This window comes from Peribacillus frigoritolerans (genome assembly GCF_004358755.1).
Lineage (GTDB): Bacteria > Bacillota > Bacilli > Bacillales > Bacillaceae > Bacillus_P.
Map to the genome: position 1 here is coordinate 1 of NZ_SMZY01000001.1, position 23,389 is coordinate 23,389.

Below are 23,389 nucleotides of genomic sequence, written 5' to 3' on the forward strand. Positions count from 1 at the left end.
TTGTCTAGCTCCACCGCCCAACTCCTCGGCCAGAACGGCTCCGTCTGTAAAGGCAAAAAGCGCCTTTTCAGCCGGATCCTTATCTGTCTGTCGGAGCTAACCGGGCGCTTCCGCTTTTCGTTATTGTAAGTTTGTTTTCATTTCAATACAATGATAAAGATAAATAGTATACTATATCCCGGTGCACCGAGGAGGATTTTAATGTTGAGACATGCCATCATAACAGCTGGTTCAAAAGGTTTAGGAAGAAAAGTGACGGAGCTGTTCCTCTCTGAAGGCTACTCTGTCACAATTAATTACCGCAGTGATGAATCTGCCGTTGAGCAGCTAAAGAAACAATATGCACATCTTGAAGACCGCATGCTCTTTATTAAAGGGGACGTAACAAAAAAAGAAGACCTGCTATATTTAGTTGATGAGGGATTCAAAAAGTTTGGCCGCATCGACTGCTTGATTAATAATGCCGGTCCTTACATATTCGAAAGAAAAAAATTGGCTGATTATCATGACGCGGAATGGCATGAAATGATAGACGGCAATTTGACCGCTGTCTTTTATCTGCTGAAAAAAGTGATTCCCATCATGCGAAAACAGCAATACGGACGCATTATCACTTACGGTTTTCAAGGAGCTGATTCATCATCAGGCTGGCTGCATCGGTCAGCATTCAGCGCAGCTAAAACCGGTCTTGCATCTCTCACTAAAACGATTGCGATCGAGGAAGCAGAATACGGCATAACAGCAAATATGATTTGCCCTGGCAATATCACAGGAGAGATGAAGGAAGCAAGTATTTCTCAGGCAAGAGAGATTCGCGACCCGGATACTCCGATTGGCAGATCGGGGACGGGAGAAGATATCGGAAGACTGATTGCGTTTTTATGCAATGAAAATTCAGATATGATTACCGGTGCAGTCATCGAAGCTACCGGAGCTGTAAATGTATTGAACCGCCGCCCGTAATGTGCACCTCAACTCATGTTGGGGTGTTTTTTTATAGAGAAAATAATCCTTCTATCACCTAGGCCAGATCAGTCGGTTCCGCATTTCGTTATTGCCCAGCTCCTCGGCCAGAACGGCTCCGTCTGTAAAGGCAAAAAGCGCCTTTTCAGCCGGATCCTTATCTGTCTGCCTGCGCTAAACGGGCGCCTCCGCTTTTCGTGGTAAACGCACATTTCCTAGAATACATTTCCAATTTAGGTGAGTTTCCATATGATAAATTAAGGAAATACTTAAAATAGAAACGGATTGAAATGGAAATGGTACAGGAGGAAAAATGATGAAGATCGGGATACCTAAAGAAATTAAAAATAACGAAAACCGTGTGGCCATGACCCCTGCTGGTGTCATTCCCCTTGTGCAGGCGGGGCATGAGGTGTATATTGAGCAAAACGCAGGGGAAGGATCGGGTTTTCCGGATCATCAGTACATGGAAGCAGGTGCGAAAATCGTTGCTTCACCAGAAGAAGCCTGGGCAATGGATATGGTGATGAAGGTAAAGGAACCCCTTCCATCTGAATACCAGTACTTTCGTGAGGGGTTAATTTTATTCACCTATCTGCATCTAGCTGCAGAGTCAGAGCTTACCCGTGCACTGATTGACCGGAAAGTAGTTGGGATTGCTTATGAAACGGTTCAGCTTCCAAACCGATCATTGCCTCTTTTAACACCGATGAGTGAAGTGGCCGGAAGAATGGCTTCACAGATTGGCGCGCAATTTTTAGAAAAGCCAAAAGGCGGAATGGGTATCTTATTATCAGGAGTACCCGGAGTGAAGCGCGGGAAAGTGGCCATTATTGGAGGCGGAGTAGCCGGAACGAACGCTGCCAAAATCGCTGTCGGGCTTGGGGCCGATGTTACCATGCTCGATGTAAACCCGGACCGTCTGCGCCAGCTGGATGATATTTTTGGAAAAGAAATCACCACGCTTATGTCAAACCCCTACAATATTGCTTATGCTGTCAGCCAGTCAGATCTTGTGATTGGAGCTGTACTTATACCGGGGGCAAGAGCTCCAAAGCTTGTGTCCGAGGAAATGGTCCAAAGCATGACTCCGGGTTCAGTCATTGTCGATATTGCAATCGATCAAGGGGGTATTTTTGCTACTACAGACAGAATTACCACTCACGATAATCCAACATATGAAAAGCATGGCGTCCTTCACTATGCTGTGGCCAATATGCCTGGTGCTGTGCCAAGAACATCAACGATTGCTCTGACGAATGTAACTGTTCCTTATGCAGTCCAAATCGCAAATAAGGGTTACAAAAAAGCATGCCTTGAAAATGAATCGCTTTTAAAAGGACTCAATACATTAAACGGTTTTGTAACTTATGAAGCAGTAGCAGAATCTCATGGATTAGCCTATTCTGATGCGAAAGCATTGCTGGGTGAATAATGGAGTACAGCGGACATTGAAAAGAATGTCCGCTTTTTCGTGTCTGTTTGAAGGTTATAATGTGACATCAATGGTCATTTTTAGTACGATAAAATTATCAATGGATTGGGAGTGAGAAAATGAAGGTTTCATACCATGGACATTCAGTTGTGAAAATTCAAACGGATAAATATACGATTGTCATTGATCCATTTATTAATGGAAATGGCCAGACAGATTTGAAGGTTGAAGATTTAAAAGTTGATGTTATATTACTGACACACGGTCATAATGACCATGTCGGAGACACCATTCAGCTTGCGAAACAAAACAATGCCCTGGTTGTTGCTCCTTTTGAACTTGCTACATATTTGGGATGGAAAGGATTAAATGTCCATCCAATGCATATAGGCGGATCACACAAATTTGAATTTGGAACGGTTAAATTTACTCAGGCATTTCATGGTTCCAGCTATGAAGAGGAAGAGGAGCAAAAAATCGTTTATACAGGCATGCCAGCTGGGATACTTTTCAAAAATGAAGGGAAAACGGTTTACCATGCAGGGGATACGGCGCTCTTCTCAGATATGAAGCTTCTGGGGGAATTTGAAGATCTTGACCTGGCCTTTTTGCCGATTGGGGATAATTTTACAATGGGACCTGAGGATGCTGCGATTGCTGCAAAGTGGATCAAAGCAAAAACGGTTGTTCCTATGCATTACAATACATTCCCTGTCATTGAACAGGATCCAAAAGAATTTGTCAGCAGACTCTCCGGCAATACCGGAAAAGTGATGGAAGCTGGAGAATCTATTAAACTATAAAACGCAGGCGGGGGTTATTCCTCCGCTTTTACTATGTCAATTTTTCTTCTCTTAAATCCCCGGTGTTTCGCATGAATGAGAGGACCAGCGCATAAAATGAAACAAGCTGTAAAAAGGAGTTGGTCTAAAATGCGTATTCTTTATATCTTATTTGCTGGTGCCATTGTCTATTTTGCATTGCCCCGTCTGGATTTTTCAAGCAGCAGTTCTTTGGAAAGCTTCTTTTCTCTAGTTTGGCTGATCTTTGCTTTATGTGTGATTGGCGGCAATATGACGGGGCTGATTTATGCTCCTAAAAAACGTCCTGCAAAACGTGCAGCTGTGCGCAAGTACCAGGCAAAAACAAAGCAGCGTGCAGCAGCTCGTTGATATAAAGCGTTCACACCCTTATAATGAAATTGGAAGATAAGAATGGCTGATGAAAAAAGGGTGAAGAAGCTTGGCAACAAAGCATGAACAAATACTGCAGCATATTGATTCCCTCCCGATCGGGGAAAAGATCTCGGTCCGGCAAATTGCAAAAGATATGAGTGTGAGCGAAGGTACAGCTTATCGTGCGATAAAAGAAGCTGAAAATAAAGGATATGTCAGCACGATAGAGCGCGTGGGAACAATACGGATTGAAAAAAAGAAAAAAGAAAACATCGAAAAACTCACTTATGCTGAGGTTGTAAATATTGTTGATGGACAAGTTCTTGGAGGCCGTGCAGGACTTCATAAAACACTGAATAAATTTGTCATCGGCGCAATGAAACTAGAAGCAATGATGCGTTATACGGGCGCAGGCAACCTGCTGATTGTAGGGAACAGGACGAATGCTCATCAGCTTGCAATAGAAGCGGGTGCTGCCGTTCTGATAACAGGAGGCTTTGACACGGACGACCATGTCAAAAAAATTGCCGATGAGGCAGAGCTTCCGATTATTTCAACGAGCTATGACACCTTTACTGTTGCAACCATGATCAACAGGGCCATTTACGATCAGCTTATAAAAAAAGAAATTGTTCTTGTTGAGGATATTTTAACATCGCTTGATAAGACCGTATGCCTGAAAACGACTGATCCTATTGAAGAATGGTATCAGCACAACTATAAAACAGGCCACGGCCGTTTTCCTGTTATCGATCATAATTTAAAAGTACAGGGAATGGTTACATCAAAAGATGTGATGGGATATGAGCGCAATGTTTCTGTAGAAAAAGTGATGACGAAAAACCCAATTACCGTTATCGGAAAAACCTCTGTGGCATCTGCGGCCCAAATGATGGTCTGGGAAGGCATCGAGGTCCTGCCAGTCGTTGATCAGAACAATCGGCTTGAGGGAATGATCAGCCGTCAGGATGTGCTTCAGGCGCTGCAGATGATTCAAAGGCAGCCTCAAATCGGAGAAAAGCTGGATGATATTGTGACAAACCAGTTTGTTGTAATTGCAGAGGATGCAAAAAAGGCGAATGTCTATCGCTTTCAGGTCAGTCCGCAAATGACAAATCATCTTGGAACGATTTCTTATGGAGTGTTTACAACGGTCGTCACAGAAGCAACAAATCGCTATTTACGCACACAGAAAAAAGGCGAAATTGTTGTTGAGAATATTACGATTTATTTTATGAAGCCTGTTCAAATGGACAGTATGCTTGAGGTTCATCCGAAAATTTTGGAAGTCGGACGCAAATTCGGAAAAATAGATGTAGAAGTGTTCAGCAATGGAGTCGTTGTCGGGAAAGCGATGATGATGGTTCAGCTTATAGAGAGAAGTTAAGAAAAGAAAAAGGACGGTCATCCGTCCTTTTTCTTTTGTATCAGCCTTGCTTGGATTCCTTAAGAGCAAACGGCAAATAATGTTTATAGGCTTTATATCCTGCCCAGCTGCTTGCGAGTCCGACGATCATAAAAATGATTCCAACGACTAATGATACAGTTGAATAAAAAAGAAATAATTGATTGAGTCCAAAGAAAAAGACGAAAATTCCAAGGGCAATGCTTGACTTTGCAGAGAGCCATTGCTTCTCCATAGGCTTTTTTGTTCTGTAGAATTTGACTTTATAGAAGAGATAAAAGGAAAATGCAAAGATGATCAGAATTACGAATACAGGCATTAAGTAAAACCTCCATATTAAACTTACATCCTCTATTTTAATCATTCTTGCAGTGAATTGCCATAACCAAAAGAGAAGATTCGCTTTTCTGCACGATGGTTTTTATGATTTAATTAGTCTATAAGCAGGTACGCAAAGGAGATTACATATGAAAAGTGAAATACTGTCAGCCATAAAAGAATATCAAACGATCATTATCCATCGGCATGTGCGGCCTGATCCGGACGCATACGGATCTCAGTGCGGGTTAGCTGAAATCATCAAAGCATCATTTCCTGATAAAAAAGTATTGCTCGCAGGACTAGGGGAGCCGACTCTTGAATTTTTGTATAAGATGGACACTGTTGCAGACCACGATTTTGATGGCGCTCTAGTGATTGTCTGTGACACAGCGAATCAGGAGCGTGTTTGTGACCAGCGTTACCGTACAGGTGCAAAATTAATTAAAATCGATCATCATCCAAATGAGGATCCATATGGTGATCTGTTGTGGGTAGATACAAAAGCAAGTTCTGTCAGTGAAATGATTTATGAATTTTACCTTTCAGGGAAAGAAGATGGACTTGTTTTGCCTGATAAAGCGGCACAGCTGATTTATGCAGGCATTGTTGGAGATACAGGCCGTTTTCTTTTTCCAAGCACAACGAAAAAAACGCTGAGGTACGCAAGTGAGCTCGTGGAGTACAACTTTGCTTTCACAGAAATTTACGATGAGTTATATAAGACAAAGGTGAATGCAGCAAAGCTCAGCGGATATGTTCTTCAAAATTTTAACCTTTCATCTTCCGGTGCTGCATCGATGATTCTGACAAAAGAGATTCTTGAAAAATTTGAAGTAAGTGCTTCTGAGGCTTCTCAACTGGTTGGGATGCTTGGCAATATAGAAGGTCTTCGGGCATGGGTCTTCTTTGTAGAGGAATCCGATCAAATTCGGGTTCGTTTAAGATCTAAAGGACCGATTATCAATGAGTTGGCAAAGAAATATCGCGGCGGAGGGCACCCGCTTGCTTCGGGGGCATCAATCTATAACTGGGAAGAAGCAGAGCAGGTTCTTGCAGATCTTGAAAAAGTGTGTCAGTCTTAAACAATTATTTAACTGGGATAAACCAATATCCGAATTCGGTTGAATCCTCGTGGAAGGTCAGTCCTTGTGCAAGCAGTTCTTTTTTAATTAATGTAGCTAGTTCAGCAGACTCTGCATAAGCGGAAAAGCCTTCTTTCAGCCGTTCAGCTTTTTCACGGGCCATCTTTTTGTGATTTAATACATACATCACATTCCCTCCTTCTATAAATGGGTGATTGGGTCTGATGCTATTACCATTTTACCCCATACATGCGGGGGAGTGTGATGTAATTGATTGAAATTTCAAAAAATAATTCCATTTATTTAGTTGATTCTCTTTTAAAACTATTTATTTGGTTCGGAAGTCCCGGCTGCTACTTTGCAAATGCTACTTTAAGCTCGATAAACAGGGTCGTGTATATGAACATTTCCTCAATTTCCACTTTATATTGTTTGTCGTCAATTTTATAGACCTTATTTTCAATTGCTTTTTTCATCAGCTTCCTGCTTTTATAGACACTTTCTAAATCCTTTGCAATCACATCAGAAATATCCTCTTTTACATGATCTTGAATCATGTAGGTCATAAGCGATGTGAATTGATACCTTTCCCCGTTCACCAGAGTTACATGAATGTTTTGGACCCTAAGTTTTTCCTGATTGATTTTATTGAGTGTCTCAATTTCTTCTTTGTAGCTTATATTTGTCTTTTTTAATTCTGCAATTGTATATGCCTGATCTTCAATCTTAGTTATTAGTTCCTCCTGCCATTCACCGTAAATATAGAGAAAGATACACCAGCTGACGACAGCGCCGAGAACCATTCCCGCGAAAAGCCGCTGCCAGGAAGGTCTTTTGTACAGAGGCGGAATTCTCATTGCGGCTGCTCCTGTGTCAGCCATGAAATAAGGAGCCAGCCTGTCTGGGCCCCGCCCATAGCTGAAATAATAAGCAGAATCTGTTTGATAACATCCCGTGTTTCGCCTTCGAAAAATCCTCTTTCAAAGCTGTAAAACGTATCAAACGTACCGCCGATTGCAGCAACAAGCGCCCAAATTTTCAATCTGTTTGCAAGACTGTAAATGGTTGACAGAGGAGGCTCCCCGGCTAAGTATGCTCCTACGCCGCCGATAATTGAACCGCCCAAGATCACTCCAAGCGCTATAAAATAACTATTTATAAAGGCTGGTATAAAAGCTTCTTTAACCTCCATTTTTATCATCATCCCCTTACTGACATGTATATGGACAAACAAAGGGAAGTATGTGATGAGAAAGCTTCAATTTGTGTCACTTTTCAAACAGGAATATAATAAAACTATGAGAATGCCAGAAAGGATGGGAACTTAGATTGCCATTTGTTCACCTTCAAGTTCAAAGCGCCTACAGTCTGCTGAACAGCTCAGCAAGAATAGATAAGTTAATCGAAAAAGCAAAATCATATCAATTCAAGGCTCTCGCTATTACAGATTTTCATACGATGTATGGAGCGATTGCTTTTTATAAACAATGCAAAAAACACGGCATCAAGCCAATTATCGGACTGACAGCTTCAGTCATTTTAGAAGAGACCGGTGAGGATGTAGGGTATCCCCTTATACTGCTAGCTAAAAATAATGATGGATACCGGAATCTTTTGAAAATCAGCAGTGTTCTGCAAACAAAATCGCCTCAAGGAATTAAGAGCAGATGGCTGAAATCCTACAGCAGCGGTTTAGCGGCCTTTACCCCCGGCAGAACAGGACTTACTGAAAAGTATATTGGGGAGGGGAAAAGTGAAGAAGCAGTAAAGCTTCTCGAGATGTATAAGAGCTTTTTTAATGAAGGAGACTTCTATTTATCTATTCAAAAGCATTCTATCCAAGATGATTTCAAAATGACTGAGGAAATCCTCAAGATAAGCCATCAAACAGGTCTTCCGCTTGTAGCAGCAAATGATGTTCATTACGTGGAAAAAGAGGATGCCTTTGCCCATAATTGTTTGCTTTCTATTAAAAACGGCTCAAAAATGGAAGATGACAGTGATTATGCGCTGCCTTCGAATCAGTATTACTTTAAATCGCCTTCTGAGATGGCTGAACTTTTTCAAGATTGTCCTGAAGCTCTGGAGAATACGCTGAAAATTGCTGAAGAATGCAACGTATCTCTTGAACTCGGAAAAACACAGCTTCCGAAATACCCTGCACCAGCCGGCCAATCAGCTGACGAGTATTTGGAAAGACTTTGTCTGCAAGGATTGAAACATCGTTTTTCAGAACCGGAAGATACCTATTTTAAAAGGCTTGAGTATGAACTGGATGTTATCAAACAAATGAAGTTCAGTGATTATTTCTTAATCGTCTGGGACTTCATGAAGTATGCCCACGACCATCATATTTTGACGGGGCCAGGGAGGGGTTCTGCTGCCGGATCCCTCGTAGCGTATGTGTTAAAAATTACAGATGTAGATCCAATTGAACATCATCTTTTATTTGAGCGTTTTTTAAATCCTGAACGCATTAATATGCCTGATATAGACATTGATTTTCCTGATACAAGACGGGATGAAATGATTGCCTATGTTGCAGAAAAATACGGCTCTATGCACGTTGCCCAGATTGTGACATTCGGAACGCTTGCAGCTAAGGCCTCGCTTCGTGATGTCGGAAGAGTCATGGGGGCATCAGCAAAAGAGGCGGATGTGCTGGCAAAGCTCATCCCTTCTAAACCCGGTACAACGTTAAAGCTGGCTTATTCAGAGTCTAAAGATCTGCAAAATCTTTTATCAGAGTCAGATTTATATAAAAAAATTTATGAAACGGCCCTGAAAATTGAGGGCCTGCCGCGCCATACATCCACACATGCTGCCGGTGTAGTGTTCAGCAGCGAGCCGCTGACTGACATCATTCCCATTCAGGATGGGCATAACGGGATCTATTTAACTCAATTTTCGATGGATTACCTTGAAGACCTTGGATTGCTGAAAATGGATTTCTTAGGTCTTAGAAACTTAACGCTTATTGAAAGAATAACAGGTCTTATTGAACGGAATGAGAAGAAAAAAATCGATTTCTCCCATATTTCCTATAAAGATGAAAAGACATTTGAACTGCTCGGCCAAGGCGATACAACGGGGGTTTTTCAGCTGGAGTCTGAAGGAATGCGGAGCGTTCTTAGAAGACTGAAACCAACAGATCTTGAGGATATTGTGGCTGTAAATGCCCTTTTTCGTCCGGGGCCAATGGAAAACATACCTCTCTTTATAAATCGTAAGCATCTCAGAGAAAAAATCGAATACCCGCATCCTGCACTGGAGCCTATCTTAAAAACAACCAATGGGGTAATCGTGTATCAGGAACAGATCATGGAAATAGCCTCAAAAATGGCTGGGTTTTCTTTGGGTGAAGCTGATTTATTAAGAAGAGCAGTAGGGAAAAAAATTAAGGATATGCTTGATCAGGAAAGAGAGCATTTTGTATCGGGCTGCATCAAAAACGGCTATGATGAAGCCTCTGCAAACAGCATTTATGATTTAATCGTTAAATTTGCTAACTATGGTTTTAATAGAAGCCATGCCGTGGCCTACAGCATGATTTCGTTTCAGCTTGCTTACCTGAAAGCCCATTATCCTGTTTATTTTATGGCAGCACTTTTAACTAGTGTGATCGGCAATGACGAAAAAGTCGCTCAATATATTAGAGAGGCCAAGCAGCATGGCGTTGCTGTTTTGCCGCCATCTATTAACAGAAGTGAATATCCTTTTATTGTAGAAAAGGGAAGCATTCGATTTAGTCTTAATGCAATTAAAAATGTTGGAACAAACGCTGTTAAAGAAATCTATCAGGCAAGAAAGAAAAAGGAATTTGCCGATCTTTTTGATTTTTGTGTGAGGGTATCGATGAAAATCGTCAACCGAAAGGTGATGGAATCTCTCATTTTTTCCGGAGCAATGGATGAGTTTGAGATGGAAAGATCGACGCTGCTCGCAAGTCTTGATTTAGCAATCGAGCATGCAGCACTTTTTTCTTCAGATGATGAAAATCAATATGATTTGTTTTTGGAAGAGGAAGAATTCAGTATTAAGCCGAAATATATAGAAGTTGAACCATTCAAAATGGAAGAAATGCTTAAATTTGAAAAGGAAGCATTGGGATTTTACTTTTCAAGTCATCCAGCATCTGCGCACTCGTTCTTATTTAATCGTTTTGGGGTTGTGAAAATCAGCGATGCGCGGCAATTGCTTCAACAGAAGGTGAAGGTCGGAGTATTTATCACAGCCATCCGCACTATCCGCACAAAAAAAGGCGAGGTTATGGCTTTTCTTGCTTTAAGTGATGAGAGCGGGGAACTTGAAGCGGTAGCCTTTCCGGCTGTTTATACAAAAGCCGGGGATATCTTTTCTCAAGGGAAAGTTGCAGTACTGAGCGGAAAGATTGAGAATCGCAATGATCGGCTGCAGCTGATTATTTCAGATGCAGAAACCATTCAAGATCTCGAGAAGAGAACGAAAACACTATTCCTTAAAATTGAAGAGTCACATCTTGCTGAGGGTAAACTGCAGACTGTACAAGATACCCTCAAGCAGCATCGAGGAGGCACACCCGTTTTTCTTTATTACGAGAAAGACAAAAGAACCGTCCAGCTGCCAAGAGACTATTTTGTGGATGCAACTGACCGATGTTTGTCGGAGCTGAGAGAACTTTTAGGCAATCAGAATGTGGCAGTAAAAGATTAAAAACGTATAATCGGTGAAGTCAAAAAATACAAGTCTTTACAATAACTAAAATTATGTTATGATTTATTATTGGCTGGAGTGGTCAGACCACCTCCAATATGACCCTAAGGAGTGAGAAGATGTCATTGCGAGAAGAAGCATTACATATGCATCTAATTCATAAAGGAAAGCTAGAATCAAAATCAAAAGTACCAGTCAGAAATGCTAAAGACTTAAGCTTAGCTTATTCTCCAGGGGTCGCTGAACCTTGTAAGGCAATTTATGACGATAAAAATAAAGTATACGACTATACGATGAAAGGCAACATGGTGGCAGTAGTATCTGACGGCACTGCAGTGCTTGGCCTGGGAAATATCGGACCGGAGGCAGCACTCCCTGTAATGGAAGGCAAAGCAGTCCTTTTCAAAAGCTTTGCGGGAGTTGATGCGTTTCCGATTTGTTTGAATACAACAGATGTGGATAAAATTGTAGAGACGGTCAAATTGCTTGAGCCTACATTCGGAGGCATCAATCTTGAAGATATTGCAGCACCGAATTGTTTTGTTATTGAAGAAAGATTGAAAAAGGAAACGAATATTCCTGTTTTTCATGATGATCAGCACGGAACTGCCATTGTTACTGTTGCAGGACTTGTCAATGCACTGAAGCTTGCAGGCAAACAAATGTCGAACATAAAAGTGGTGGCAAATGGAGCGGGTGCAGCGGGGATAGCCATTATCAAGCTTCTATACCGCTATGGTGTGCGCGATATTATCATGTGCGATTCAAAAGGGGCAATTTTTGAAGGACGTTCGTTTGGCATGAATAACGTAAAAGCGGAAGTAGCTAAGTTTACGAACCGTGACCGTGCTGAAGGCTCATTGGCAGATGTCATCAAAGATGCCGATGTATTTATCGGTGTTTCAGTTGAAGGTGCATTGACAAAAGAAATGATTGCTACCATGAAAAAGGATCCAATCATCTTCGCGATGGCGAATCCCGTGCCGGAAATCATGCCGAGTGAAGCTAAAGAAGCAGGTGCTATGGTTATTGGCACCGGACGTTCAGATTTCCCGAATCAAGTAAACAATGTTCTTGCATTTCCTGGCATATTCCGAGGCGCTCTGGATGTGCGTGCTACTCATATTAACGAACAAATGAAAATCGCGGCTGTAGAAGCAATTGCTTCATTAATAAGTGCTGAAGAATTATCCGCTGACTATGTTATTCCGGCTCCATTTGATGCACGGGTAGCTCCTGCAGTTGCGGCAGCGGTGGCAAAAGCAGCGATGGAGACTGGTGTGGCAAGATTAAAGGCTGACCCAGATGAAATAGCTGAAAAGACTAAACAGTTAGCGATCATCGAATCAAAGTGAGTGGTGTACTGTGACTGCACCGAAGTCGAAGGTATATATTGAGATACTTCGTCAAATCAGGTCCATTATCCACGAAGATGGTCTTTCAGCAGGAGATAAAATTCCATCTGAAAGAGAACTCGCTGAACGCTTAAATGCAGGGAGATCCTCTGTCAGGGAAGCTCTTCGGGCGCTCGAGCTCCTCGGAATGATTGAAACAAGACGCGGTGAAGGAACTTATATCAAGGATTTCCGCGAACATGGTCTTGTTGAAATTCTCGGCACGTTTATTTTGCAGGATAAGAATGCAATCGCAGATTTGATTGAAATGAACGTGCTGCTGGAATCAAATGCGTTAAAATTATTGCTTGAAAAAGATAATCATGCTGAAGAACTAAAGAATATCGGCATCTCTATTCCGGCTCAGAATCTGGGACATGTGGAGATTATGACTAAGTTTATGCAGCTGTCGGACAACTACCTTTTATTCCGGATATGGACGGTCCTGAATGAGTATTTAAAGGTGATCCAGCCGGAGCAGAAGACCAGCAGAGTTAATGTATATGAAAAAATAATTGATGGACTCATTTCAAAAGATGAAAAGAAGGTATTTGATTCTTTTAACACTCTAACAAAGAAAGAAAATGTCGAATAGGACATGACACCTTTTTACAAAAAAATTGAAAATGATTCGGTAAAGTAGATAGATATGGCTAAAAGACAGGAATGAATCATTTTATTCAAACAGGCGATCTGTCTAGAGACACCGAATGATGTTCATAGAAAAGGAGGCAACGTTTTGTTAAAGGATTTATTTTCTAAAAAGAATTCAAAAAAGAAGAAATATGCATCCATTCCTTCTGAGCAGGCAAAGCATGATGTGCCTGAAGGAATCATGACAAAGTGTCCTAGCTGCAAAAAGATTATGTATTCAAAAGAATTGAATAAAAACCTGCGCGTGTGCATGAATTGCGGCCATCATCACACCATGACTGCAAGAGAAAGAATTAAAAGCTTATTTGATGAACATTCATTTACAGAGTTTGATAAGGAAATGGTCTCTGAAAATCCGCTTAATTTTCCGGGGTATATGGAAAAAGTAGAAAAGGACCGCAAAAAAACAAATTTAAACGAAGCAGTTGTAACCGGAGAAGGCACAATAAACGGCAATAAAACGGTCGTTGCCATTATGGACGCAAGCTTCAGAATGGGCAGCATGGGTTCAGTTGTCGGCGAAAAGATTACTAGAGCGATAGAGCGTGCAAATGACCGTGAGCTGCCGTTTATTATTTTTACAGCTTCCGGCGGTGCAAGGATGCAGGAAGGTGTTCTTAGCTTAATGCAAATGGCCAAGACCAGCTCTGCACTGAAAATGTTCAGTGATAACGGAGGTCTGATCATCTCTGTCATGACTCATCCGACAACAGGAGGGGTTTCTGCAAGCTTTGCTTCTCTTGGTGATTATAATTTTGCAGAACCGCGTGCACTGATTGGATTTGCAGGAAGACGAATCATTGAACAGACAATCAGGGAAGACCTGCCGGAGGATTTTCAGACGGCAGAATTTCTTTTAAAACACGGCCAGCTCGATGCCGTTATTAATCGATTGGATATGAAAGAGACTCTTTCAAACATCCTCGAACTTCATACGTCAGGAGGTGGATCTGCATGGTAGGAGAACTTGAATTTGAAAAACCGGTAACAGATTTAAGGGAAAAAATTTCAGAGCTTAAAGAATTTACGAAGAATACCGATGTAGATCTATCGGCTGAGATTGTGAAGCTTGAAGGCCGTCTTGAAAAGCTTGAAAAAGATATCTATACCAATTTACAGCCTTGGGACCGAGTGCAAATTGCAAGACATCCTAACCGTCCGACAACATTGGATTATATTGAAAAACTTTTCACTAACTTCTTTGAAATACATGGCGACCGCTACTATGGCGACGATGAAGCTATTGTTGGGGGCATCGCAAAATACGATGGACTTCCTGTAACGGTCATTGGCCATCAGCGCGGCAAGGATACGAAAGAAAATATCCGCCGGAACTTCGGAATGCCTCATCCGGAAGGTTACCGCAAAGCATTGCGCTTAATGCATCAGGCTGAAAAGTTCAACCGTCCGATTATTTGTTTCATTGATACTAAAGGAGCTTATCCCGGCAAGGCTGCAGAAGAACGGGGCCAAAGCGAAGCAATCGCCAAAAACTTATTTGAAATGGCAGGATTAACTGTTCCGGTTATCTGTATTGTGATTGGAGAAGGCGGCAGCGGCGGCGCGCTTGCGCTCGGCGTTGGAAATCATATTCACATGCTTGAGAACTCGACTTACTCTGTTATATCGCCTGAAGGAGCAGCTGCTCTTTTATGGAAGGATGCAGGGCTTGCGAAAAAAGCGGCGGAAACAATGAAAATAACAGCGCCTGATCTGAAAAAGCTTGGCGTCATTGATCAAATAATCAATGAAGTTAAAGGCGGCGCACACAGAGATGTTTCAGAACAGGCAAAAAATATTGATAAAGTCATTCATGCTTCCCTGAAAGAGTTATTGAAGCTTGATGGACCTCAATTGGTCCAGCATCGCTATGAAAAGTTTAAAGCAATCGGTCAAGTTTCGTTTGCAGAAGAAATACTTGGGGTAAAATAGATTAACGTGTAGCCTCCGAACAGGAAGGCAGCACGTTTCTTTTTTTAAGGGAATATACCTAGAAAATGATGGTAAACGCATGCCCCCTTAGCTAATGGGATTATTCGACAAACCAAAAAGGAAGCGTTTACTTTATTTAATTTTCAAAGATTCGCTGAAAACCCCTCAAAACAAGAGGTTTTATTGTATAATGAGAAAGGTTTAAATGTAACGTGAAAATTCGACATTTGTCGTTTCTTGTCTATTGTGTTGCCCATTTCTTCATGTTATTTTAATATCACATACTACTTTGGGGTGAGAAAATGAAAAAAATCGGCGTATTAACTAGTGGAGGAGATTCGCCTGGTATGAACGCAGCCGTGCGCGCTGTTGTACGTAAAGCGATCTATCATGATGTAGAAGTGTACGGAATTTATCACGGTTATTCTGGATTAATTGCTGGACATATCGAAAAGCTTGAGCTTGGATCTGTAGGAGATATTATCCACCGCGGGGGTACAAAGCTCTATACAGCACGCTGTCCTGAATTTAAATCAGTTGAGGGACAATTAAAAGGAATCGAGCAATTAAAGAAGCATGGAATAGAAGGCTTAGTTGTCATCGGCGGAGATGGTTCTTATATGGGAGCCAAAAAGCTGACTGAACATGGTTTTCCATGTGTAGGCGTTCCGGGAACCATTGATAATGACATTCCAGGCACTGATTTTACAATTGGATTTGATACTGCACTGAATACAGTCATTGATGCTATAGATAAAATTCGGGATACTGCAACATCACATGAACGTACATACGTGATTGAAGTCATGGGAAGACATGCTGGAGATCTTGCGTTATGGTCAGGTCTTGCAGGCGGAGCAGAAACGATTCTGATTCCGGAAGTGGACTATGATATGGAAGATATCCTTGCACGCTTAAAGCACGGAACAGACCGAGGCAAAAAACACAGTATTATCATCGTGGCAGAAGGCGTAGGAAGCGGAGTCGAATTCGGCAGAAAAATTGAAGAGGCTACAAAGCTTGAAACACGCGTTTCAGTACTCGGGCACATTCAGCGCGGAGGATCTCCTACGGCGTTTGACCGTGTGCTTGCCAGCCGTCTTGGTGCTTATGCTGTAGAATTATTGCTTGAAGGAAAAGGCGGACGCGCAGTCGGCATTCAAAGCAATAAATTAACAAACAATGATATCCTTGAGATTTTAGATACACCGCATACAGTTGATAAGAACATGTATCAGCTTTCAAAAGAATTATCAATCTAAATGATATCTGTTTGGTATCGTTTTCATACCTATTAACAGGAGGAATATAACGAATGAGAAAAACGAAAATAGTCTGTACGATCGGCCCTGCAAGTGAAAGTGTTGAAAAGCTTACGCAATTAATGGAAGCCGGTATGAACGTTTCACGCTTAAACTTCTCTCATGGAGATTTCGAAGAGCACGGAGCCCGCATCAAAAACATTCGCGAGGCATCGGCAAAGCTTAATAAGGATATTGCAATCCTCTTGGACACTAAAGGACCTGAAATCCGCACGCACTCCATGCAGGACGGTGCAATCGAGTTAGTTGCAGGATCAGAAGTGATCGTGTCAATGACTGAAGTGCTTGGAACAGCTGATAAGTTCTCAATCTCATACGAAGGTTTAATTGATGATGTACATGCAGGATCAATCATTTTACTTGATGATGGTCTGATCGGACTTGAAGTTCTTGAAATGAACAAACAAGCGAAAGAAATCAGAACAAAGGTTTTAAACACAGGCACATTAAAGAACAAAAAAGGTGTCAACGTTCCAGGCGTAAGCGTTAAGCTTCCGGGAATCACGGAAAAAGATGCAAATGATATCGTTTTTGGAATCGAGCAGGGAGTAGACTTTATCGCTGCGTCATTCGTACGACGTGCAGCAGATGTTCTTGAAATTCGCGAATTGCTTGAAAAACACGATGCGGGCCACATTCAAATCATCCCTAAAATTGAAAACCAGGAAGGTGTCGATAACATCGACGAGATTCTTGAGGTTTCAGATGGTTTAATGGTTGCACGCGGTGACTTGGGTGTTGAAATTCCAGCTGAAGAAGTGCCATTGGTTCAAAAAGAACTAATTAAAAAGTGTAACGCTTTAGGCAAACCGGTAATTACAGCTACACAAATGCTTGACAGCATGCAGCGCAATCCGCGCCCGACACGCGCTGAAGCAAGTGACGTTGCAAACGCCATTTTTGACGGTACTGATGCAATCATGCTATCTGGTGAGACGGCTGCAGGATCATACCCTGTTGAAGCTGTTCAAACTATGAATAACATTGCTTCACGTGCTGAACAAGCTCTTGATTACAAGCAAATCCTTGCAAAGCGCAGTGAACAGGCTGACATGACAATTACGGATGCAATTGGACAATCGGTTGCGCATACAGGACTTAACTTGAAAGCTGCTGCAATTGTAGCAACGACTGAAAGCGGACATACGGCGAGAATGATTTCAAAATACCGTCCTAAAGCTCCGATCGTGGCTGTTACTTCATGTGAGTCAGTTTCACGCAAGCTTGCTCTTGTTTGGGGCGTATACTCACGCAATGGTCAAAAAGCAGCATCAACTGATGAAATGCTTGAACAGGCAGTACAAGAGTCACTTCAGTCCGGAATTGTTAAGCATGGTGATTTAGTTGTCATTACTGCAGGCGTGCCAATCGGCGAAACGGGCACAACGAACTTAATGAAAGTTCACGTTGTTGGCGATGTGATTGCTAAAGGACAGGGAATCGGACGCAAAACAGCGTTTGGAAAAGTTGTCGTGGCAAGCTCAGCATCTGATGCTGAATCAAAAATGACTCAGGGTGCTATTTTAGTGTCTCAAAGCACAGATCGTGACATGATGGGTGCCTTAGAGCAAGCATCAGCATTAATTACAGAAGAAGGCGGATTAACAAGCCATGCTGCTGTAGTTGGCTTAAGTCTTGGAATTCCTGTAATCGTAGGAGTGGAAAATGCAACTTCTATCCTTAAAGATGGTCAGGAAATCACAGTTGATGGATCACGCGGTGCCATCTACCAAGGACATGCAAGTGTTCTTTAAGTAAATACAGACAAAAAGAGAAGGGCTTTTCCTTCTCTTTTTTGCATGCATTCCATATACTCTTTATATACGACAAAATGAGGTGCATTAGATGAGATATTTGCTGCCGTTTTTAATCATCATCCCAGCATGTGAAATTGGCATCCTACTTTTCTCGGGCAAAACGATCGGAATCATTCCAACGATTCTTCTGATCATTGCAACTGGGATAGCTGGAGCGTGGCTTGCAAAGAAGCAGGGAATGGAAGCGATCCGAAAAGTTCAGCGTGAAATCAGCTTTGGAAATATTCCCGGCAATGCCATAATTGACGGGCTATGCGTTCTCGTTGGGGGCTTGCTTCTATTAACCCCAGGTTTTATAACAGATTTAACAGGGTTTGTTTTATTAATCCCCGCAACAAGAAAGTTTGTAAAACCGCTGCTGCAAAAGTGGATCAGCAGAATAATCGATCAAAATCGATTTACAATTATACGATAGAACCGCCTGATTTTGCATCAGCGGTTTTTTCCTGTTTGCCAATACAGAAAAGCGAAGCCTGCCTGCGCTAGACGGGCGCTTCCGCTTTTCTGATGGCCCTTACGATTTTTTAGCAGTGATAAATGTCCAAATATCTTCAAATACTCCTGCATTGTGAAGGGCATTGAATATGACTAAAGAAACTGGCCCGACGATTAAACCAAGAAACCCAATCAATTTGAAACCTACAAATAACGAAATCAGTGTAGCTAGAGGATCAAGTCCAATCGTTGAAGATAAAATCTTAGGTTCCATCATTTGACGCTGAATCAATATGATCAGATATAAAACACCTAAACCAATAGCAAACGGCAGATCGCCGCTGAATGCTGAGTAAATGATCCACGGGACGAAAACCAGACCTGTTCCCAGATAAGGAAGCAAATCAACAATTCCAATCAGCAAAGCAATTGTAATTGCATAATCAACCCTCAGGAAGAGCAACCCTATTAATACGATAATTGTTGTGATGCTGATTAATATCAGCTGAGCTTTAATGAAACCAAGCAAGGCTTTTTTTAAATCATCAACAACCGTTCTGCCGCTTTTTCTCGCTTTAAGAGGAAGATATTTGCGAAGCAGCTTCTGAAATTTGTACCAGTCTTTGCTGATGAAGAAAGCCGCGAGCAAGGAGAAAATTGTCACTGTAGCAGCGTTCGGAAGCCAGCTGATCAAAAGCGGAATATTCTCAAGCAGTCCTTTTAAAAAGTCGGCTGCATTTGATCCGATTTTTTCGCCTGCATTTTGAATGTTGGCAAGGATCGTGGCCTGCTGACTTGAATCAAGCGTGTTAAATAAAGCAGCAATATCTTCATAGATGGGAAGCACACGGTCCCCAATGAATGTCTCAATATAAACGACAAGTGCTTTGAAATGCTCAGGCACGGACGATGCAAGATACGTTGTTCCCGTTACGAGTTCAGTGACCAGCAAAGTGATAATGCCTGCGAAAATGACAAACAGAAATGCGATGGATAGAAAAACGGCAGCACTCCGGACCATTTTTTTTTCGAGCAGATTAACCATGGGGTTAATGAACATTGCAAGGATGAGTCCTATTATAAACGGATAAGTGAGAGCCGAGACATAATAGACAGAGGCGAGCACAGCGGCAATGATGCCTGCAACGGCAAGCGTTCTGACAGTAACTTGTACAATATAAGCATTCAAATGATCCCCTCCTTTTCATCATTCAGATTTTTTATAGGTTAAGATCGTTTATAAATTTCGGTACTTGTGTCAAGCATGAGGTCCCAGACTCTTTGCAAAAAAGAGATCTGTATTTGCCGATGTGCTGGCAAAGGCTTTTGAAAGGAATTATGAAAATGAATCAACCTGTCCTATTCTTAATCATATTATTGATCGTTGGATTTCTTGCCAAAAATCAATCATTAATGTTCGCAGTCGGTTTTTTATTAGTAGTGAAATTGACCGGCCTTGATACGAAATTGTTCCCTCACATCCAGGCAAAGGGGATAAATTGGGGTGTCACCGTTATTACGATCGCCGTTTTGGTGCCGATTGCTACCGGTGATATTGGATTTAAGCAGCTGACAGAGGCAATGAGATCTTCCTATGCATGGATTGCTTTGGGAGCCGGGATTGCAGTAGCCCTTATTGCTAAAAATGGTTTGACGCTGCTTGCTGAAGATCCCCATATCACTACAGCTCTTGTGTTTGGAACCATTTTAGCAGTGTCTTTATTTGGGGGAGTCGCCGTAGGACCGCTGATTGGAGCGGGAATTGCCTATTTGGCTATGCAAACGGTTAAATTTTTTGGTTAATATAATAAATTCTGATACAATAAGTGAGAAGGCGCCTTTAAAACTCATTATTCTTCTTAAATATCATTTTTCTGACAAATTTTTTGGTTCTGGAAATTCTTTTCGTTCACAAAAATCAGATAATTGTTTATAATGGGTATAGGCAGTTTCATTCCGCCTTCTTATTAATTAAAGTCACAATTGAAGATAACATTCGATGTGGCTATTATATTAGCTGTAAATGTAAGCATTTTCTTTTTAAAAAATGCTTGTGTATTGAGCAAGCGCTCGGTCGTTTAAACGATTGAAAGATTGGGCAAATAAAAAGAAAAAGACCAGTTTGTCGAATGCTATCTTTTATTGTTGACGAGAAGAGCGGATCAATGGGGATATTTTTGCAAAGGAGAGATTTACATGACAACAACACGGGGTCTAGAAGGAGTAGTTGCTACTACTTCATCTGTAAGTTCTATTATTGATGATACTCTTACATATGCGGGGTATAATATCGATGATTTAGCAGAGAATGCTAGTTTCGAAGAGGTCGTTTATTTATTGTGGCATAGAAAGCTTCCAACGAAAGACCAGCTTGCAGAAATTAAAAAAGAACTTGCTGAGAATGCTGAAATACCGCAGGAGGTTGTCGATCACTTTAAATCATACGATTTAAAATCTGTACATCCGATGGCAGCTCTGCGTACAGCTGTATCTCTTCTTGGCTTGTTTGACAGTGAAGCAGATGTAATGGATCCGGAAGCTAACTACCGCAAAGCGATCCGCCTTCAGGCTAAACTGCCGACAATTGCTGCAGCATTTGCCCGAATCCGTAAAGGACTTGAGCCTATTAAACCAAAATCTGATGCTAGTTTAGCAGCGAACTTCCTGTATACTTTAACTGGAGAAGAGCCGAGCGGTGTAGCAGTTGAAGCTTTCAACAAAGCACTGGTCCTTCATGCGGATCATGAGCTCAATGCATCTACATTTACAGCACGGGTATGTGTAGCAACACTATCAGATGTATATTCCGGCGTGACTGCAGCAATCGGAGCTCTTAAAGGGCCTCTTCATGGCGGTGCAAATGAAGCAGTTATGAAAATGCTCAAAGAAATCGGCGATGTTGATAACGTTGAGTCATACTTGCATGAAAAGTTTGCACGCAAAGAGAAAATTATGGGCTTTGGACACCGTGTGTACCGCCAAGGTGATCCTAGAGCGAAACATCTGAAGGAAATGTCTGAAAAATTGACGAACCTCACTGGTGAGCCAAAATGGTTTGAAATTTCTACTAAAATTGAAGAAGTCGTAACAAGTGAAAAATCCATTCCGCCAAACGTAGATTTTTATTCAGCATCTATGTACCACAGCTTAGGAATCGATCATGATTTGTTCACGCCAATCTTTGCCGTCAGCCGTGTATCCGGATGGCTCGCTCATATTCTTGAGCAATATGAGAACAACCGTCTGATCCGCCCGCGTGCAGATTATACAGGTCCTGACATGCAGAAATATGTCCCAATCGAACAGCGCGGCTGATCTCTTTTAAAGATTAGAGGCCCTTTACAGTAAAAACTGGACCGGCCTCTTATTGATGAATCAGAAACCAGGCGATTCCGCTTTTCTAACTATCATACATAACAGGAGGTAATTATTTTGACACAAGGACAAAAAATTACAGTAACAGATGGAGTATTAAACGTACCTAACAATCCAATCATTCCATTTATTGAAGGGGACGGAATTGGTCCTGATATCTGGGCAGCAGCTTCACGCGTTTTAGAAGCAGCAGTTGATAAAGCATATAATGGCGAAAAGAAAATTGAGTGGAAAGAAGTTTTAGCAGGAGAAAAAGCATTTAACAAGACTGGAGAATGGCTTCCTGAAGAAACACTTGAAGTAATCCGCGAATACTTCATCGCGATTAAAGGACCTTTGACGACTCCGGTAGGCGGAGGAATTCGCTCATTGAATGTTGCCCTTCGTCAAGAGCTTGATTTGTTTACTTGCCTTCGTCCTGTACGCTATTTTAATGGAGTTCCTTCTCCAATTAAGCGTCCTGAAGATACAGATATGGTCATTTTCCGCGAAAATACGGAAGATATCTATGCTGGAATTGAGTATGCTAAAGGATCTGAGGAAGTAGAAAAATTGATTTCATTCCTTAAAAATGAGTTAGGCGTTAATAAAATCCGCTTCCCTGAAACTTCAGGCATCGGCATTAAGCCTGTTTCTGAAGAGGGTACTCAGCGTTTAGTGCGTGCTGCAATCAATTATGCAATTAAAGAAGGCCGCAAATCAGTTACACTCGTTCACAAAGGAAACATCATGAAGTATACTGAAGGAGCTTTCAAGAACTGGGGCTATGAACTGGCAGAAAAAGAATTCGGAGATCAAGTATTTACTTGGGCTGAATATGACCGCATCGTTGAAAAAGACGGCAAGGATGCTGCAAACAAAGCACAGCAGGATGCAGAAGCTGCCGGCAAAATCATTGTAAAAGATTCTATCGCAGATATCTTCCTGCAGCAGATCTTAACTCGTCCGCGTGAATTTGACGTAGTTGCAACAATGAACTTAAACGGAGACTACATTTCTGATGCCCTTGCTGCTCAAGTAGGCGGAATCGGTATCGCTCCTGGAGCAAATATCAACTATGAAACTGGACATGCTATCTTCGAAGCTACGCATGGAACAGCTCCTAAATATGCAGGACTTGATAAAGTAAATCCATCATCTGTCATTCTTTCTGGAGTGTTAATGCTTGAGCACTTAGGATGGAATGAAGCAGCTAAATTAGTTGTTGACGCAATGGAACAATCAATCTCAGACAAAGTAGTTACGTATGACTTTGCCCGTTTAATGGACGGCGCTAAAGAAGTAAAATGCTCTGAGTTCGCTGATGCGCTAATCAGCAAAATGTAAGGAAACCAGTAAGGCTATTTTTCTTCTATGAAAAATAGCCTTATCATACATAGTAAAGGGG

22 protein-coding genes are annotated in these 23,389 nt (G+C 41.7%); 17 read left to right on the top strand and 5 right to left on the bottom strand.

The features are described 5' to 3' along the window. The first annotated feature begins 204 nt into the window (after positions 1 to 204). The 5 genes from E2R53_RS00005 to E2R53_RS00025 all read left to right on the top strand — a co-directional run bounded on the left by E2R53_RS00005 (position 205) and on the right by E2R53_RS00025 (position 4,960). Complete coding sequence (locus E2R53_RS00005) at positions 205 to 963, top strand: SDR family oxidoreductase (RefSeq protein WP_133311088.1); 759 nt, start codon at positions 205 to 207, stop codon at positions 961 to 963. 316 nt (positions 964 to 1,279) lie between these two features. Beyond that, on the top strand, positions 1,280 to 2,398 hold the full coding sequence (ald, locus tag E2R53_RS00010) for an alanine dehydrogenase (protein WP_133311089.1): 1,119 nt from the start codon (positions 1,280 to 1,282) through the stop codon (positions 2,396 to 2,398). Positions 2,399 to 2,517: 119 nt separating this feature from the next. Beyond that, positions 2,518 to 3,201 carry a metal-dependent hydrolase gene (locus E2R53_RS00015; RefSeq protein ID WP_133309865.1) on the top strand — a complete coding sequence of 228 codons (684 nt, stop codon included), beginning with the start codon at positions 2,518 to 2,520 and terminating at the stop codon, positions 3,199 to 3,201. Positions 3,202 to 3,330: 129 nt separating this feature from the next. Next, positions 3,331 to 3,570, top strand: coding sequence for a hypothetical protein (locus E2R53_RS00020; protein ID WP_133309866.1), 240 nt, complete (start codon positions 3,331 to 3,333; stop codon positions 3,568 to 3,570). 70 nt (positions 3,571 to 3,640) lie between these two features. Further along, complete coding sequence (locus tag E2R53_RS00025; protein WP_070877737.1) at positions 3,641 to 4,960, top strand: DRTGG domain-containing protein; 1,320 nt, start codon at positions 3,641 to 3,643, stop codon at positions 4,958 to 4,960. A gap of 40 nt (positions 4,961 to 5,000) precedes the next feature. Here the strand turns inward: E2R53_RS00025 and E2R53_RS00030 are convergent, their stop codons facing one another. Beyond that, positions 5,001 to 5,297, bottom strand: a complete 297-nt coding sequence (locus E2R53_RS00030) for a YtpI family protein (RefSeq protein WP_133309867.1) — start codon at positions 5,295 to 5,297, stop codon at positions 5,001 to 5,003. 148 nt (positions 5,298 to 5,445) lie between these two features. On the opposite strand from E2R53_RS00030, the gene E2R53_RS00035 reads away from it, so the two are divergent. Next, positions 5,446 to 6,381 (top strand): DHH family phosphoesterase, encoded by a 936-nt coding sequence (locus E2R53_RS00035; RefSeq protein WP_133309868.1) that lies wholly within the window; start codon positions 5,446 to 5,448, stop codon positions 6,379 to 6,381. Between the two features lie 4 nt (positions 6,382 to 6,385). On the opposite strand, the gene E2R53_RS00040 is transcribed toward E2R53_RS00035, so the two are convergent. The 3 genes from E2R53_RS00040 to E2R53_RS00050 all read right to left on the bottom strand — a co-directional run bounded on the left by E2R53_RS00040 (position 6,386) and on the right by E2R53_RS00050 (position 7,573). Continuing rightward, a complete protein-coding gene (locus E2R53_RS00040) occupies positions 6,386 to 6,568 on the bottom strand; it encodes a hypothetical protein (RefSeq protein WP_133309869.1) in 183 nt (60 codons plus the stop codon). A gap of 166 nt (positions 6,569 to 6,734) precedes the next feature. Further along, complete coding sequence (ytrI, locus tag E2R53_RS00045; RefSeq protein ID WP_133309870.1) at positions 6,735 to 7,238, bottom strand: sporulation membrane protein YtrI; 504 nt, start codon at positions 7,236 to 7,238, stop codon at positions 6,735 to 6,737. Then, complete coding sequence (locus E2R53_RS00050; RefSeq protein WP_070877732.1) at positions 7,235 to 7,573, bottom strand: YtrH family sporulation protein; 339 nt, start codon at positions 7,571 to 7,573, stop codon at positions 7,235 to 7,237. The genes ytrI and E2R53_RS00050 overlap by 4 nt, the downstream gene beginning before the upstream one ends. A 137-nt stretch (positions 7,574 to 7,710) precedes the next feature. Here E2R53_RS00050 and dnaE point away from each other — a divergent pair, with 137 nt between their 5' ends. The 8 genes from dnaE (at position 7,711) to E2R53_RS00090 (ending at position 18,607) form a co-directional block, all read left to right on the top strand. After that, on the top strand, positions 7,711 to 11,073 hold the full coding sequence (gene dnaE, locus E2R53_RS00055; RefSeq protein WP_133309871.1) for a DNA polymerase III subunit alpha: 3,363 nt from the start codon (positions 7,711 to 7,713) through the stop codon (positions 11,071 to 11,073). A gap of 119 nt (positions 11,074 to 11,192) precedes the next feature. After that, positions 11,193 to 12,428: an NAD(P)-dependent malic enzyme gene (locus E2R53_RS00060; protein ID WP_133309872.1), complete on the top strand. Its 1,236-nt coding sequence runs from the start codon at positions 11,193 to 11,195 to the stop codon at positions 12,426 to 12,428. 10 nt (positions 12,429 to 12,438) lie between these two features. Then, the gene (locus tag E2R53_RS00065) at positions 12,439 to 13,062 is read left to right on the top strand and encodes a FadR/GntR family transcriptional regulator (protein ID WP_133309873.1); all 624 of its coding nucleotides are present in this window, start codon (positions 12,439 to 12,441) and stop codon (positions 13,060 to 13,062) included. A 144-nt stretch (positions 13,063 to 13,206) separates the two neighbouring features. Beyond that, positions 13,207 to 14,082, top strand: coding sequence for an acetyl-CoA carboxylase, carboxyltransferase subunit beta (accD, locus tag E2R53_RS00070; RefSeq protein WP_070877728.1), 876 nt, complete (start codon positions 13,207 to 13,209; stop codon positions 14,080 to 14,082). Beyond that, positions 14,076 to 15,053 (top strand): acetyl-CoA carboxylase carboxyl transferase subunit alpha, encoded by a 978-nt coding sequence (accA, locus tag E2R53_RS00075; protein ID WP_133309874.1) that lies wholly within the window; start codon positions 14,076 to 14,078, stop codon positions 15,051 to 15,053. The genes accD and accA overlap by 7 nt, the downstream gene beginning before the upstream one ends. Positions 15,054 to 15,355: 302 nt before the next feature. Continuing rightward, positions 15,356 to 16,315 carry a 6-phosphofructokinase gene (pfkA, locus tag E2R53_RS00080; RefSeq protein ID WP_133309875.1) on the top strand — a complete coding sequence of 320 codons (960 nt, stop codon included), beginning with the start codon at positions 15,356 to 15,358 and terminating at the stop codon, positions 16,313 to 16,315. A gap of 53 nt (positions 16,316 to 16,368) precedes the next feature. Beyond that, a complete protein-coding gene (gene pyk, locus E2R53_RS00085; protein ID WP_133309876.1) occupies positions 16,369 to 18,129 on the top strand; it encodes a pyruvate kinase in 1,761 nt (586 codons plus the stop codon). Between the two features lie 91 nt (positions 18,130 to 18,220). Continuing rightward, on the top strand, positions 18,221 to 18,607 hold the full coding sequence (locus E2R53_RS00090) for an FxsA family protein (protein ID WP_133309877.1): 387 nt from the start codon (positions 18,221 to 18,223) through the stop codon (positions 18,605 to 18,607). 99 nt (positions 18,608 to 18,706) lie between these two features. On the opposite strand, the gene ytvI is transcribed toward E2R53_RS00090, so the two are convergent. Then, positions 18,707 to 19,816, bottom strand: coding sequence for a sporulation integral membrane protein YtvI (ytvI, locus tag E2R53_RS00095; protein WP_133309878.1), 1,110 nt, complete (start codon positions 19,814 to 19,816; stop codon positions 18,707 to 18,709). A gap of 155 nt (positions 19,817 to 19,971) precedes the next feature. Between ytvI and E2R53_RS00100 the strand changes: the two genes are divergently transcribed. The 3 genes from E2R53_RS00100 (at position 19,972) to icd (ending at position 23,328) form a co-directional block, all read left to right on the top strand. After that, entirely contained in the window at positions 19,972 to 20,430 is a 459-nt protein-coding gene (locus E2R53_RS00100; protein ID WP_133309879.1) for a DUF441 domain-containing protein, read from the top strand. Positions 20,431 to 20,823: 393 nt separating this feature from the next. After that, positions 20,824 to 21,942, top strand: a complete 1,119-nt coding sequence (citZ, locus tag E2R53_RS00105) for a citrate synthase (protein ID WP_133309880.1) — start codon at positions 20,824 to 20,826, stop codon at positions 21,940 to 21,942. 117 nt (positions 21,943 to 22,059) lie between these two features. Continuing rightward, positions 22,060 to 23,328, top strand: coding sequence for an NADP-dependent isocitrate dehydrogenase (gene icd / locus E2R53_RS00110; RefSeq protein WP_133309881.1), 1,269 nt, complete (start codon positions 22,060 to 22,062; stop codon positions 23,326 to 23,328). Positions 23,329 to 23,389: the final 61 nt, after the last annotated feature.